Genomic DNA, 14743 nt, shown 5'->3' with positions numbered 1-14743 from the left:
AACTTAGGGCGTAAATATTACTCAATACTATACTTGGTCTAAGGCTTTTTCTACTCTATCAAATGTTTCAAGAAGCTCAGTGTCCGTCTGCTTTTGTAATAAACTTACACATATAATAGTTACACTACAAACTAAAAAGCCTGGGACGATTTCATACATCCAATTGCTCAAGCTTTTGCCATCAATAGTGACAGGTAGATAAATCCACAGTAAAACAGTTATGGCTCCGAATAACATGCCTAATATTGCTGATAACCGAGTCATCTTCTTCCAAAACAAGCTAATAAGAATTACAGGCCCAAAAGCAGCACCAAACCCAGCCCAAGCATTGCTCACTAGTGTTAAGATACTACTATCTCTGTCGTGTGCTAGGTAAACAGATACCACAGCTACAAGTGCCACAGATACTCTACCAGCAATGATCAGCTCACTTTGACTCGCATTACGTCGGAGGAAAGCTTGATAGAAATCCCCAGTTAGTGAACTTGATGTCACCAATAACTGTGAAGAAATTGTACTCATGATGGCAGCTAATATGGCACCTAATAAAAAGCCTCCAATTAGTGGGTTAAACAGTAATTGGGATAGGTAAATGAACACAGTTTCAGGATCTGAAAGCGTTCCATTGTTGGCTGTTACATAGGCAAGCCCCATTAGTCCAGTTGCCAATGCTCCAATAATTGACACTAGCATCCAACTTATGCCTATTCTTCGGGCTACTTTTACATCTTTAACCGATCGGATTGCCATAAATCGTACGATTATATGTGGCTGGCCAAAGTACCCTAAGCCCCACGACAGTAGTGAAATAACACCTATCGCAGTTACGGCTTGTCCATTAGACGCATCATTAAAAATGGCCATATAGTTGGCAGGTAAAGACTCTAATTGGTTTACAGCTTCGGTAATTCCACCTAATTCAAAAACAACAACAACAGGCACCAAAACCAAGGAAACAAACATAATACAACCTTGTACGAAGTCAGTGATACTCACTGCAGCAAAGCCTCCTAGCATAGTGTAAGCCACCACAACGCCAGCTGTAATGTAGAGACCTAATTCATAATCTAAACCAAAAGAGCTCTCGAAAAGTTTGCCGCCAGCCACTACTCCTGATGAGGTATACAAGGTAAAGAAAATAACGATAACAATTGACGAAATTAATCTTAGACTTCTACTGGTATCGTTGAAGCGGTTTTCAAAGTAATCGGGAATAGTGATGGCGTTTTTAGCAAACTCTGTGTACACACGTAATCTAGGCGCAACCCACAAGTAATTTAAATAGGCTCCTACGACTAGCCCAACTGCAATCCATGCACTAGATAAGCCCGACACATACATAGCACCAGGAAGTCCCATTAGCATCCAGCCACTCATATCTGAAGCTCCGGCTGACAATGCAGTGACTTTGGGGCTTAGGTTTCTGCCGCCCAACATATACCCTTCAACATCTGTACTAGATTGTTTGAAAGAATATAAACCTATCCCCAGCATTACGATGAAATATAGTCCTAGAGATACAAACGTGAGGGGTTCCATTGGCGATTCCTAAATTTAAAATTGCGCTTATTAAGCTAATCATTATGATATTTATTCATGCTAACAACTGAATGATAGATATTCTAGCCACATCAAGAGTTTATATGAAAAGAATGACCTTTAAAGAGCTTGGTATTGACGAACTCTATGCCATATGCAAACTACGACAAGATGTTTTTGTGGTGGAACAAAATAGTATTTACACTGATTTAGACGACCTTGACCAGCTTGCAATGCATTACCTAGATTTAAACAAAAATGGGGAGTTACTTGGGTACGCTAGGTACAGAGAGGTAGGGAATGGTGATTTTAAATTAGAAAGAGTTGTCCTTAGGAAAGATGCTCGTGGTACAGGTCGAGGCAAGGCGCTTATTGAATCTATACTAGCGGATATAAAAGGAATTTCACCCATTGCAAATGTGACGCTCTCTGCTCAAACAAATGCGGTTAAGCTATACCGTTTGTTTGGATTTCAAGAGCAAGGGGAGCCTTATGATGATGGGGGCATAGAACACATAACAATGACCCTTCAATTAAACTAATCAATGCTTACTTGTCATTTTAATTAGCAGGCTAGGCAAACTATTTAATTTGCCTAGCCTGCCCAAGGCCTTCTAATTTTTCTAACCCTAAGCGGAGAATTTAAACTTTTTACTCAGAGATTGTTTAGCTTTAGATACATTAGCGCCATTATCTCCTACCACTATTACACTGGCTTTAGAAAAATCCATTGCTTCACCCGAGTAGTGCTTATCCTTTGAAACACTTTGACTATCAAAATTGCTCTCATTTGGTACTACAAACACAGTGACCTTTTCATCACCAATTTGCATCACCATATGTAGGCTTCTTACTTCGTCAAAATCACAGAAGTTAGCATAATAAATTCGATCAACATTATCGGTTAATTGGCCACCAAAACTAGCAAGTTTAGCATTTACTTGTTCAAGACTAACATTTTCGTTAGCTCCCAAAGCATGGTCTCCCTCGGCTCGAACATGGGCGATAGCATTCTCTGAAAGGTTAATCAAAGTACTCGATTGCCACAAGGTAAAGCTTATACCCATAACAAAGGCCACAGACGCTACCATTGCAAATTGAAACACATTGCGCTTTTTCGATTGCGCGTGACTTTCCATTGTTTGCTTAAGTAATAACTTGTGAACTAAATCAGCAGGCACATCTACTTCAAAAGCTTGCTGCATCTTCTTATCTAGCAATTTAAGCTCTTTGCAAAACTCTTGCTTTTTAGGATCCGCCAACATAGCTTCTTTGAGTTTTTTATCTTGGCAATTAGGGTCACTATAAAGAGTACGACGAAATTCTAAATCATCCATTTTTACGCCCCATATCTATATTGCTTTTCTCTAGCGCTTCTTTAACTTGATTACGCGCTCTAAATAACCTTGTCATCACAGTGTTTTTATTTAGGTTAAGTTGCTTGGCTATCTCGTCACCGCTGTAACCGAACATAATTTGCAGCATGAGTGGCTCTCTATACTCTTCACTGAGTGAGGCCATTATTTCTCTTAGCTCTTTGTGTTCAATTTCAACTTCATTCGTCAATTGATCATCAATCACTGACACATCATCAATGTCAACTAAGTCAAATTGTTTGCGTTCAAAGCGCCTAGCGTTTTCTCTTCGTAAAATTGTAATTAACCACGACTTAGCGGCTTTTTCATCTTTAAGAGAGTCTAAAGATTTCCAAGCGCGAAGAAAGGTCTCCTGTACTATGTCTTCCGCTATTGCTTTGTCTTTCACAAGCCAATATGCATAGCGGTATATATCGGTATGTAATGCCAGTACCAGCACTTCATAGCGTTTTTGTTTATTTGCCATGTCATTAGAGACCGTGGCTTGTTTATTTTCCTTTCGAGAAAACATTATAAATTCGCCTTTTTTTCAAGGTGCTATACCCCTGTAAAAGTTTATTCTACATTATTTGTATTATTGCGGGCTATGTTATTGGATATAAGGATGCTAAACCTGTATCTGTTTGCTCCGTATTTTTTTGGCTTTTACGGAGTCTACGTAATAGGGTATGAAGCTCATTACCGTTCCAATTGGATGGGGCAGAAGAGTACCTAGAAGCTAAAAGTGTATTAATTGATTCTTCAAGTTCTGGATTTTGTAATCTAGCAATACTTGAGGATAACGACGCTTTTTTGTCATTTGTAATACATGCCAGCCAAGTCGTTAGGTTTTGTTGAGTAGATACGGGATCGTTTTTATCCAGTGACTTTTCTAACTCTCGCCAAGCTTTTTGCTCACTGTCAATTTTTCTAGGACCGGATGGAACAGAAGTGCTTGGTTTAGTCGTAAAGTATTTAGCGTGGCGCCACCATAACAGCAACGTAATGGCCCACAAAAGGGCAAGCGCAATGCTCAGCCATTTCCAATATTTTGTTTCTGGTGATGGACCTTGGTTAGTGGTTGGTAGGCTTGTTTCACTAGTCACTGGCTGTTGAGCTTTGTTAACTGTATTTGCTGGCACAGGAGGTGGAGCGAGTGAGGCTTTAGCAGGTTTTATTTGTATTGTTTTTGCGGGTAAGGTCGCGAATTCCGTTTTTTCAGTAACTGTATTAAACCAAGGTATTTTAACTTCAGGTATAAGCAGCTCTCCCGCTTCATTGGGAATAATTGCGATACTTTCTTTGCGCTGAGCGACTAAGGTATTGTTTTTCTCAATTGTCGCTGTTTCTGCTTTATCAGGGTATGTCTTAACTGAACTTGGGTAAGTACTTGAGATATCCGGTAATTGCTCTTCAACCACACCCATTGCCGTTAGTGTTATGGTCCGGGTTACGGGCTCTCCAGCAACAAGCTTATTGGTATCAAATTGCCATTCATCATTTACTTGTACATATTCACTTGGAAGCCAATGCTCTTTGTATCCAGTTGGTATAGGTTTAACAGTAATTTTTTGTTCTGGCCCCACGCGATTAACAATTTTACTGCGGTTAAAAAAGCCAAAGCTTTGTTGCGTGTTATCTACTACTTCACCTTCAAATAGAGGGCCATTAATAGTGACAGTGCCACTTTGCTGGGGAACTATGGCAAATGAGCGCTCGATAATTCGATATCTAATGCCATCGATTATCTCATTATATTCTTTATCTTTACCTAGTTGACGAATATCTGCGTTTTCTAATGTTGGGCTAGATAATGAGCCTCTTTGTAAGTCTTTACTTAAGTGAAGTTTAACCTTGTAATTAATCTGTTGTTGTAAGTAGGCTTCTTTTAAATCAACTTCTGTGGTGATGTATAAGTCTCTCCCTTGTGTTTGCTTACTCGCTGATACTGGTATCACCATAACAGTCAGTGGCTCAGTTTTATTACCCTGTAAGTCAAAAGAAGGGATTGTAAAGCGCCCTTGTTTTCTAGGAATAAGCACTGTTGACCAAGTGGTGCTTTTGGTTGTAGTAAAGTTAATCATTTTAGTTTGAGTACTGACAGAGGTGCGGCCAACAACAAAGTCCTTCATCAAAAATGAAGAATCAAAAGCATTGGTATCTATATCGCCATTAGCCACCACACTTAAAATAAAAGATTCATCAACCATGACTGGGTTTTTATCTACTGAGGCGCTTACCTCGATACTTTGAGAAAAGCTAAAGTAGCTTAAGCTGCACAAGTATAAAGCTGTGATTATTTTGATTATTTTTAACTTACTCACTTCTACCAATTCCTCTGAATATTTGCAGGTAAACGTTCTCTTTTTCTCTGTTGAGACTCTATTAACATTTTTCGTTTTAATAAAAATGCCGGGTCATCAGGTATCTTATTAAGTAGGCTTTGCATACGCTGCATTTGTTCTCGTTCTTCGTCCGTCAGCTCCGCTTCACTCGCTTCAGCAACTTCTCCTTGTTGTTCACTTTCTTGTTGTTCTTGTTCCGTCTGAGCTTGCTGTTCTTGCTTCTCAGAGTCTTGATTTTCTGACTCTTCTGCTTGCTCGGAAGATTCATTTTGCTGCTCATTTGAGTCTTGCCCTTGAGGCTCATTGCTCTGTTCTTGCTGCTCTTGTGAGTTTTCAGTTTCTTGATTTTCAGAATTTTGTTGCTCTGATTGTTGCTGGTCTGAATTCTCACCTTCTTGTTGATCAGATTGTTGAGACTGATCCTCAGACTGATTTTGCTCCTGTTGGTTTTGTTGCTGCTCCTTGAGATCTTCTAATAGCGTTTTATTGGCAAGGGCGTCCTCATGCTCAGGCTGTAATGCTAATACTTGGTCGTAAGCAACGATGGCTTTATCCAACTCTCCAAGTTGTGCTAGAGCATTGCCCGCATTGTAGGCTGCCTCAATATAATCATTGCTTGATGGAGGAACCTCTAAAAAAGACTGTAAAGCGCCCTCAAAATCTTTATTTTTATATTGAGATGTTCCGCGCCACAGTGGGTTTTTAAATGTGTTTGCTGCACTTTCAAAGTCATCTTGTTTAAAGGCTTGTAGCCCTTGCTGATCCGCAGTTGACCACATATCTTGCCACCAACTTGCTTCAGCGCTTGGTGTATATACTGGCAGCAGACAGGTCAATAGAATGACGCTTAGTATGCCTTTTCTGAAACTATAGGCAGCAAATGGTAATAATATTAATAACAAGTAAGGTCCCATTTCTTGCCATTTATCACCAAAGTTATCTTGTTGTTCTTCTTCGCTCGAAGCTTCTTCATTGAGTAGTTCTTGCTTCATTAAGTAATCTATATCTTTGTCGTTACTTTGCATCGAGACGTAACGGCCACCCGCACTTTTTGCTATTGATTTTAAGTTGTTAGTGGTTAACTTTGGAATGACGATAGCTCCGCGATTATCTTTTAGTAATTCACCATTAACCAGCTTTATTGGCGCCCCTTCCTCGGTTCCAACTGCAAGTATGGATAATCTATAAGATGAAGTATTAATGAGTTCACTTACTTCTTTCATCTGTTGATTTGAAATACCATCGGTAATCCAAAAAATTTCACCATGTTGGTAACCAGCGCTAGTTAATAACTCTATTGCTGCCTCAATACCTAACACCGGCTCACTGCCTGCTATGGGCATTATTTCTGGCGTTAGACTTGGGATCAGTGTTGTGAGGTTTTGGGCATCACTACTAAGAGGACTAATCGTAAACGCATCGCCAGCATAGGCAACTAAGCCTGTTTCCCCTTCTGTTATAGCATTAACTAAATCAATGGCCTTGTATTTAGCTCGGGTTAGTCTATTTGGGGTAATGTCAGTTGCTCTCATGGACATTGACATATCAATGAGTACCACCTTACCTGTGTTCAATTGATAAACAGGCTGGGGGAGTCTTTCCCATGTAGGGCCTGCTAATGCTAGAGTGGCAATGACCCAAGACACCCCTAATAACAATAAAGGTGGGCGGGCTTTCTTAATTCCATCGGTTGTAATCAAGTGTTGATATAGATGACTCGCCAGTACACTTTGCCAGCCAGATTGCTGTTTATGCACATGGCGCAGTAAACCAACTAACCCAATTAAAGGTAGGATGGCCCATAACCAGTGTGGCCGGATAAAGTGGAAATCATTGAGAATCGTCATGTAGTCATTCATGGTTTTGTTCCAGTGAATACATATTGTTTGGCTAAAGGAAAAAGCGCCATTAATGCTGTGATAAGTAAAGCTAGAGCTAATGGGTAGTAAAACAGTGCCTGTAGAGGGCGCATTTGACGACTTTCTCTAGCGATAGGTTCTAACTCATCTAAGGTAGCGTAAATTTGCCGTAACGACTCTGCGTCTCTGGCTCTAAAGTAGCGTCCTCCAGTTGATTTTGCGATATCAGTTAACATGTCTTCATCTAAATCCTGTGATGGGTTGACTTGGCGTTTTCCAAAAAAGCTCTGTACTAACATTTTGTCGGCCCCCACACCTATGGTGTATATGGTAACCCCATTATTTATAGCTAATTCATTGGCTTGTTCAGGGGTGATGTTGCCTGCGGTATTTTGACCATCAGTAAGTAGTATTAATACTTTGTTAGATTCTTTTTTGGTTTCAAATCGCTTTATAGCCAAGCCTATTGCGTCACCAATAGCTGTTTGTTCTCCAACTAATCCAATTAGTGATTCGTCGAGTAAGTCTTCTACTGTCTCTCTGTCGTAGGTGAGGGGGGCTTGCAAGTAAGCTGTATCAGCGAATAATATTAATCCAAGCCTATCTCCTATGCGGCGCTCTATAAAATCGCCTAGTACAAATTTAATCATTTCTAAACGATCTACTTGTTTGCCATTAACTTGCATATCATCAATTTTCATACTGCCAGACAAGTCTACCGCTATCATTAAATCTCGTCCCTCAGCTGGTATACTAATGGGCTCTCCTAACCATTGTGGTCTGGCAGTTGCCGTCACTAAGGCTATCCAGGCTAGGCTTGCGAAAAATAGTCGCCATTTTTTAATGCCAGTGTTCGTGGTACTAGATTCTATCCCTGCAGTTAAGCTAGGGACTTTTAGCGCCGCTTCTTGTCCTTGCTTTTTAGCGGGTAAAAAAAACATAAGAATGGGCAGAGGTAAAAGATAAAATGCCCAAAGCCATTCAAACTCAAGCATGTTTGTGCTCCAGCAGTTCTAATGTCGATTTTTTGGGTGGCAAGGCTGCACTTAACCAATCCGAGGTAGCCTGTTTGTATACGTCAAAGTCATCCGAAGGTACTTTTTGATATAAAGATTGCTGCAGAGCCATTATATTTTTATTGAATTCCTGATTATGTTTTCTATTAAAAGTAAGGTTTAAAAAGTTAACCCAGTCATCACCGTGCAGTTGTTGCACCTTTATATTGGGGAAATAACTAATGGCAGCGCGTTTAAGTAATTGATTCAACTTTGCTTTACCATTTCCATGGGTATTATTGATTAATGCTAGTTCTTTTAATGCTTGACGTTTTTTGGCGCTAAGTTTGTAAAGCTTGATGGCCCAAATCACTAAGCAGGTAAAGAGTACGAAAACCAAAAGTATGACTAGCCACCAGCCATAAGCCAAAGGCCAAAAGCCAATTTCTGTTGGGGTATGAATATCCTTTAGGTTATCTAATGGATTCATTGGCTGCCTCTCCCAGAAAAACGCTCCAGTTGAACTTCTAAAGGTAATCCTGCATCAATAGCTAAAACTTGTGCTTTACACTGTTTAAGTGTTTTTTCAATTTTCTCAAAATGAGCTTGATGCTGCAGGTTATATTCTTGCTCTGTGTTTTTTTCACCTAGGGTAATCTGTTGTCTATTCTTACCATCACTTAGTGTGACTCGTTGACTGACTTTTACACTGGGTAACTCGTGTTCAAAAGGATCACTTAAGCAATAGGCAATAACTTCGTTATGTTTACTTAATTGCGCTATGTGTTGTTTAGCTAGCTCATCAAGTTGGCTAAAATCACTGATAATAAAAATCAAACTGCCCGGATGAGCAAGGCGTCTAAGTCTTGCTAAAGCATCTGATAAGCTAACTTCAATGTCTCCGCTATCTTGAGCCGTACTTTGTATTTTGATCATACTATTAAGTAACGACAGTACAGCTTTTTGACGGGTGAAAGGCTTACATTCAAGGTGTTGGTGTTGATTGAAAACTAAACCGCCAATGCGGTCGCCGCGTTTTCTAGCTGACCACGCAATTAATGCACTCAGATGGGCGGCTTGAATTGATTTAAATAACAATTGCGTACCAAATTGCATATTGCTAGACATGTCGGTTAACACAAATACAGGTCGTTCTTTTTCTTCTCGGTAAACCTTAGTGTGGGTTTTACCTGTGCGAGCGGTAACCCGCCAATCGATGGCCCGAATATCATCACCAGGCTGATAGTGCCTAGCTTCATCAAACTCCATGCCACGGCCCTTAGTCTTCGCTAGGTACCCACCAGATAGTTTGGCCTGAACAGCTTTACGAGGAGTCAGGTTTAACAAGCTAGTTTTACTTTGGTAATGTAAAAGCTCTCTTATACCTAGGGTCACTCCGTCGCTATGAGATTGGGCCAACCATTTAGAATTATTTTGCATTGTACTTCCTTTCACGACCTTGGGTTTAAGGAACAGTGACAAGTTGCAGTATTTTGTCTAACACTTGATTTCTATTAATGCCTTCGGCTTCTGCTTCATAGCTGAGTATTATTCGATGCCGCAATACATTGTGAAATACCGCTTGTATATTATCAGGCCCGACAAAGTCTCTTCCCATTAGCCATGCGTGAGCTCTAGCGCATTTATCTAAAGCAATTGTTGCTCTTGGGCTTGCGCCAAACTCTAACCAGTTGGCAAGGTCTGCATGGTATTTTTCAGGTTGGCGCGTTGCCATAATAAGCTGTACTAGGTATTGCTCTAAGGACTCATCTAAATGAATCTTTAATAAATCTTGTCTGGCTTCAAAAATATCACTTTGAGTAAGGTTAGGGGGCGTGATAGGTGTAACGTGCATTGCTTCGTTTCGTGTTAAACGGAGAATTTCCAATTCGGTTGCGGCACCTGGATACTCAATTTCTAAATGCATCATAAAGCGGTCAAGCTGTGCTTCAGGTAAAGGGTAGGTGCCTTCTTGCTCAATGGGGTTTTGGGTTGCCATGACTAAAAATAGCTCGGGTAAGTCATAGGTTTTGTTACCCACTGTGATTTGTCTTTCAGCCATTGCTTCTAGTAAAGCGGATTGAACTTTGGCTGGCGCTCTGTTTATTTCATCAGCTAGCACTAGATTGTGAAATAAAGGCCCTTTTTGAAATACAAAGTTACCTGTTTCTGGACGATATATATCCGTACCCGTTAAGTCTGCCGGCAAAAGATCTGGTGTAAACTGTACTCGATGAAAATCTCCCTCTACACCCTTTGCGAGTGCGTTTACCGCTCGGGTTTTAGCAAGTCCCGGCGGCCCTTCAACGAGTAGATGACCATCAGCTAATAATGCCAATAAAATGTTTTGCGTTAGAGTTTGTTGGCCAACCACTTGGCTATCTAAGTAGGTACGTAACTGTATAAATTTTTCAGCTGTCATATCGTTAACACTTTCCTTCGAATGGGGGATCTAATGCTCTTGGTGTTTAAAATGTTCGACAAAAGCTAATGAGTTGTCATTTTTCCACAGGGTACTGACAATGCAATCTATATAGGGTTCCCTATCAGAAATACAATGTTACAAAGCAGCAAAAATTTCAGTTTTACATGAACAGTAAAGAGTATTGGCTTGTAATACCACCTTCTTATTTAAAGTATAAAAGTACAGAGGGGAGTTTGCTTAACTTGAAGTTGTTTTCGTTACTCTGTACAATTCGCTCTATACAGGTCAGACCACTTTGGTTTGCAATTTAAAAGGATCAACAGATGGCAACTAATCAAATTGTAAAAACAAGAGAAGGCGACAGAATTGCTATCGTCGCAGGCTTACGAACGCCCTTTGCTAAAATGGCCACCTACTTTCACGGTGTACCAGCCGTAGATTTAGGCAAAATGGTAGTGAACGAAATGTTGGTTCGTAACAACATAGACCCTAGCTGGATTCAGCAATTAGTGTACGGGCAAGTCGTACAAATGCCTGAAGCACCAAATATTGCTCGGGAGATTGTTTTAGGAACTGGCATGAATGTGCAAACCGATGCTTATAGTGTTTCTCGAGCTTGTGCCACTAGTTTTCAGTCTACAGTTAATATTGCTGAATCTATGATGGCTGGAAATATCGATGTAGGCATCGCTGGGGGAGCTGACTCTACCTCGGTTTCGCCAATTGGCGTGTCTAAAAAATTAGCTCGCGCATTAACGGATTTACAAAAAACGAAAACACTGGGCCAAAAGTGGAATGTAATGAAGAAGCTAGGTCTTAAAGATCTACTACCGGTCCCACCTGCTGTTGCAGAATATTCAACAGGTTTATCAATGGGGCAAACAGCTGAACAAATGGCAAAAACTCATAGCATTAGTAGGCAAGACCAAGATGCATTAGCTCATAGATCGCACAGTTTAGCGGCTCAAAGTTGGCAAGAAGGTAAGCTTAGTAATGAAGTAATGACTGCCTATGCCGAACCATTTAAAGGTGCATTAGAGCAAGACAATAATGTCCGTTTTGACTCCAAGCTTGAAGGATATGCAAAGCTGCGTCCTGTTTTTGATAGAAAGCATGGTTCTGTGACAGCTGCAAATGCGACCCCTTTAACCGATGGCGCTTCGGCTATTTTGATGATGACAGAAAGCCGAGCTAAGGCACTTGGTTACCAACCCTTGGGTTACATTAAAAGCTATGCTTGGGCGGCTATTGATGTATGGGAAGACATGTTGATGGGACCATCCTATGCAACACCTTTAGCCCTTGAAAGAGCTGGTATGACGCTAAATGATTTGACGCTAATTGAAATGCATGAGGCGTTTGCCGCGCAAACTCTTGCTAACTTAAAAATGTTTGCCAGTGATAAATTTGCTCAAGAAAAGCTAAACCGCAGCAAAGCAACTGGTGAGGTTGATATGGACAAGTTTAATGTTATGGGGAGCTCTTTGGCCTATGGACATCCGTTCGCCGCAACGGGCACTAGAATGATCACGCAAATGTTAAATGAACTTAATCGAAGAGGCGGCGGTACTGGTTTACTAACAGCTTGTGCCGCTGGTGGCTTGGCTGCGGCTATGATAGTTGAAACTGAATAGGGTAAATTAGATGACTACAATGAATGATACAAACCAAGTACAAAGCGCTTTTACCCTAGATATTCGCCAAGACGGTATCGCCATACTCACGATAGATGTTCCTGGCGAAACTATGAACACACTAAAAGCAGAGTTTTCGCAACAAATAGAAACTGTTTTGGATAAAATAGAAGCTGATAGCAGCATAAAAGGTGTTGTTTTAGTAAGCGGGAAAGACAATTCTTTTGTGGCCGGTGCTGATATCAGTATGCTGGCGGCATGTGAAAATGCTCAAGATGCCACTCAAATCGCTAAAGGTGGTCAACAAATATTTGACCGTATTGAAGCAATGGCAGCTACCTTTGTAGCAGCAATTCATGGGCCGGCACTTGGCGGTGGTTTAGAGCTGGCGTTGGCATGTCATTATAGAGTGTGTAGTGATGATGTTAAAACTCAACTTGGTTTACCTGAAGTTCAATTGGGGCTATTGCCGGGCAGTGGCGGCACGCAACGCTTACCGAGGTTAATCAGTGTCCAGCAAGCAATGAAAATGATGCTTACCGGTAGTCCATTGAGGTCCAAACAAGCGTTAAAGCATGGTTTAGTTGACGACATGGTACCTAAATCAATCTTACTAGAGGTTGCAATTGAGCTTGCCAAGAAAACCAAGCCTAACCGCAAAGGCCCTAAGTTAAACTTAATGGGTAAATTTTTAGAAAAGAGCGAGCTTGGCCGCAGTATCATGTTTAAGCAAGCTCGGAAGCAAACCGCAAGTAAGACTCAAGGTAATTACCCTTCACCAAATCTAATCATTGATTGTATTGAAACCGGTTTAAGCAAAGGTGTCAAAAAGGGTCTTGAAGTTGAGGCAGGTCATTTCGGCCAGTTAGTGATGAGTCCTGAGTCTGCTTCTTTCAGAAGTTTGTTCTTTGCTACAACCGACATGAAAAAAGAAACGGGCATCGAAGGTGTAGCTCCAACTCAGTTAAAGAAAGTGGGAGTGCTCGGTGGTGGATTGATGGGAGGAGGAATTGCATTTGTTACAGCGAGCAAGGCTGGACTGCCAGTTAGGATAAAAGATATTCGAACTGACGGAATTGTCAATGCCATAAAATACAGTTACGACATTTTAAATAAAAAGTTAAAACGTCGATTCATTAAAAAATCAGAGATGCAAAAACAGTTAGCCTTACTGACAGGTAGTGTGGATTATTCCGGTTTTGGTGATACTGATATAGTTATTGAAGCTGTATTTGAAGACTTAGAACTTAAGCAAAACATGGTTGCTGATGTTGAAGAAAACTGTGCTGAAACCACAATATTTGCCTCTAACACTTCGTCTATCCCAATTGGACAAATAGCGGCTAAAGCTAAAAGGCCGGAAAATGTTATTGGTTTACACTACTTTTCTCCAGTAGATAAAATGCCACTGGCTGAAGTCATTGCCCATGATAAAACTTCGGATTTAACTATTTCAACCACAGTAGAGTTAGCGAAAAAACAGGGTAAAACTCCAATAGTAGTAAAAGACGGAGCTGGCTTTTATGTTAATCGTATTTTGGCTCCATACATGAATGAGGCAGCAGAAGTATTATTAAGTGGAGAGCCAATTGATCATATTGACAAGTCTTTGGTTAAATTTGGTTTTCCTGTAGGTCCAATTAAACTATTAGATGAAGTAGGGATAGATGTAGGGACTAAGATTGGTCCAATCTTGCAAGCTCAGTTTGGAGAGCGATTTGCTTCTAACCCTAACTTTGACCTTATCTTGAAAGACGGCAGAAAAGGTAAAAAGAATGCTCGTGGGTTTTATGATTACTCAGGCAAAAAGGCTGGGAAGAATGTTGATGAGTCTATTTATGAGTTACTTAACATAACACCTGCAAAGGCCTCTAGTAGTGAAAAAATATCCGAGCGCTGTGTTCTATTAATGCTAAATGAAGCTGCTATGTGTTTAGATGAAGGCGTAATCCGTAATGCGAGAGATGGGGATATCGGTGCCATCTTTGGTATTGGATTCCCACCTTTTCTTGGAGGGCCTTTCCGTTATATGCACTCCTTAGGTATTGCAAATGTGATCGAAAAACTTGAGCATTACCAGACGGTATACGGTGATAAATTTAAGCCTGCTGAGTGTTTAAAACGAATGAATGCACAAGGACAGTCTTTTTATTAGTCCTACCTATAAAACTACTTAATATACCGAGCCGAGCTTATATATACTTAAGCTCGGCTTTTTTATTTTTGTTAAGGCTGTAAAATAGCCACTTCAGAATGATTTAGGCAAAACACTGCCGCCATTTATGCCATGCATTTTAAAATGTTAAACGGGAAATTTAATTAGTCGACGAGGGTTGCATGTTATTTTTAGTGTTAAGTTCTATCATTTGTAGTGTTACTTACTATTTGCTATCTGTTAAAACTGGCTTGTCCGCAAAGAGTTGGGCTATAGCTGGATTGCTCTTTGGGCCCATTGTGTATCCACTGTTTAGGTCTAGGCAACGTATAAGATTAATTGAGGCGAGGGGAGTAGGAAGCGCTTTATTTCAGGCCTAAAAAAAGAGGGTTGCCCCTCTTTTTGATAAATTCAGTATTATATTACTCAATTTTAA

Annotated in this window: 12 protein-coding genes; 3 read left to right on the top strand and 9 right to left on the bottom strand. The window is 40.5% G+C overall.

Annotated features, from left to right (window positions below; genetic code table 11):
- Window positions 1–27 precede the first annotated feature (27 nt).
- Window positions 28–1539 (bottom strand): sodium/proline symporter PutP, encoded by a 1512-nt coding sequence (gene putP, locus ACMUMK_RS09820; RefSeq protein ID WP_414700943.1) that lies wholly within the window; start codon window positions 1537–1539, stop codon window positions 28–30.
- Window positions 1540–1643: 104 nt separating this feature from the next.
- On the opposite strand from putP, the gene ACMUMK_RS09815 reads away from it, so the two are divergent.
- On the top strand, window positions 1644–2081 hold the full coding sequence (locus ACMUMK_RS09815) for a GNAT family N-acetyltransferase (RefSeq protein WP_414700942.1): 438 nt from the start codon (window positions 1644–1646) through the stop codon (window positions 2079–2081).
- An 87-nt stretch (window positions 2082–2168) separates the two neighbouring features.
- Here ACMUMK_RS09815 and ACMUMK_RS09810 read toward each other — a convergent pair whose 3' ends face one another.
- The 8 genes from ACMUMK_RS09810 to ACMUMK_RS09775 all read right to left on the bottom strand — a co-directional run bounded on the left by ACMUMK_RS09810 (window position 2169) and on the right by ACMUMK_RS09775 (window position 10515).
- On the bottom strand, window positions 2169–2876 hold the full coding sequence (locus ACMUMK_RS09810) for a DUF3379 domain-containing protein (RefSeq protein WP_414700941.1): 708 nt from the start codon (window positions 2874–2876) through the stop codon (window positions 2169–2171).
- Window positions 2869–3426 (bottom strand): sigma-70 family RNA polymerase sigma factor, encoded by a 558-nt coding sequence (locus tag ACMUMK_RS09805; RefSeq protein WP_414700940.1) that lies wholly within the window; start codon window positions 3424–3426, stop codon window positions 2869–2871. Before ACMUMK_RS09805 ends, ACMUMK_RS09810 begins: the two co-directional genes overlap by 8 nt.
- A gap of 73 nt (window positions 3427–3499) precedes the next feature.
- Window positions 3500–5218 carry a BatD family protein gene (locus ACMUMK_RS09800; protein ID WP_414700939.1) on the bottom strand — a complete coding sequence of 573 codons (1719 nt, stop codon included), beginning with the start codon at window positions 5216–5218 and terminating at the stop codon, window positions 3500–3502.
- A 2-nt stretch (window positions 5219–5220) separates the two neighbouring features.
- Window positions 5221–7098 carry a vWA domain-containing protein gene (locus tag ACMUMK_RS09795; RefSeq protein WP_414700938.1) on the bottom strand — a complete coding sequence of 626 codons (1878 nt, stop codon included), beginning with the start codon at window positions 7096–7098 and terminating at the stop codon, window positions 5221–5223.
- Window positions 7095–8093 carry a vWA domain-containing protein gene (locus tag ACMUMK_RS09790; protein ID WP_414700937.1) on the bottom strand — a complete coding sequence of 333 codons (999 nt, stop codon included), beginning with the start codon at window positions 8091–8093 and terminating at the stop codon, window positions 7095–7097. Before ACMUMK_RS09790 ends, ACMUMK_RS09795 begins: the two co-directional genes overlap by 4 nt.
- Window positions 8086–8583, bottom strand: a complete 498-nt coding sequence (locus tag ACMUMK_RS09785) for a DUF4381 domain-containing protein (protein WP_414700936.1) — start codon at window positions 8581–8583, stop codon at window positions 8086–8088. The genes ACMUMK_RS09790 and ACMUMK_RS09785 overlap by 8 nt, the downstream gene beginning before the upstream one ends.
- Window positions 8580–9533, bottom strand: coding sequence for a DUF58 domain-containing protein (locus ACMUMK_RS09780; RefSeq protein WP_414700935.1), 954 nt, complete (start codon window positions 9531–9533; stop codon window positions 8580–8582). Before ACMUMK_RS09780 ends, ACMUMK_RS09785 begins: the two co-directional genes overlap by 4 nt.
- 25 nt (window positions 9534–9558) lie before the next feature.
- The gene (locus tag ACMUMK_RS09775) at window positions 9559–10515 is read right to left on the bottom strand and encodes an AAA family ATPase (protein ID WP_414700934.1); all 957 of its coding nucleotides are present in this window, start codon (window positions 10513–10515) and stop codon (window positions 9559–9561) included.
- Window positions 10516–10841: 326 nt separating this feature from the next.
- Between ACMUMK_RS09775 and fadI the strand changes: the two genes are divergently transcribed.
- Together fadI and fadJ are read left to right on the top strand one after the other, a co-directional pair.
- Window positions 10842–12152: an acetyl-CoA C-acyltransferase FadI gene (gene fadI / locus ACMUMK_RS09770; protein ID WP_414700933.1), complete on the top strand. Its 1311-nt coding sequence runs from the start codon at window positions 10842–10844 to the stop codon at window positions 12150–12152.
- Between the two features lie 10 nt (window positions 12153–12162).
- Entirely contained in the window at window positions 12163–14307 is a 2145-nt protein-coding gene (fadJ, locus tag ACMUMK_RS09765; RefSeq protein WP_414700932.1) for a fatty acid oxidation complex subunit alpha FadJ, read from the top strand.
- The last annotated feature ends 436 nt before the right edge of the window (window positions 14308–14743 follow it).

Source organism: Paraglaciecola sp. 2405UD69-4, from assembly GCF_047525415.1.
Taxonomy (GTDB): domain Bacteria; phylum Pseudomonadota; class Gammaproteobacteria; order Enterobacterales; family Alteromonadaceae; genus Paraglaciecola.
This window is presented reverse-complemented; position numbering and strand designations above follow the sequence as displayed.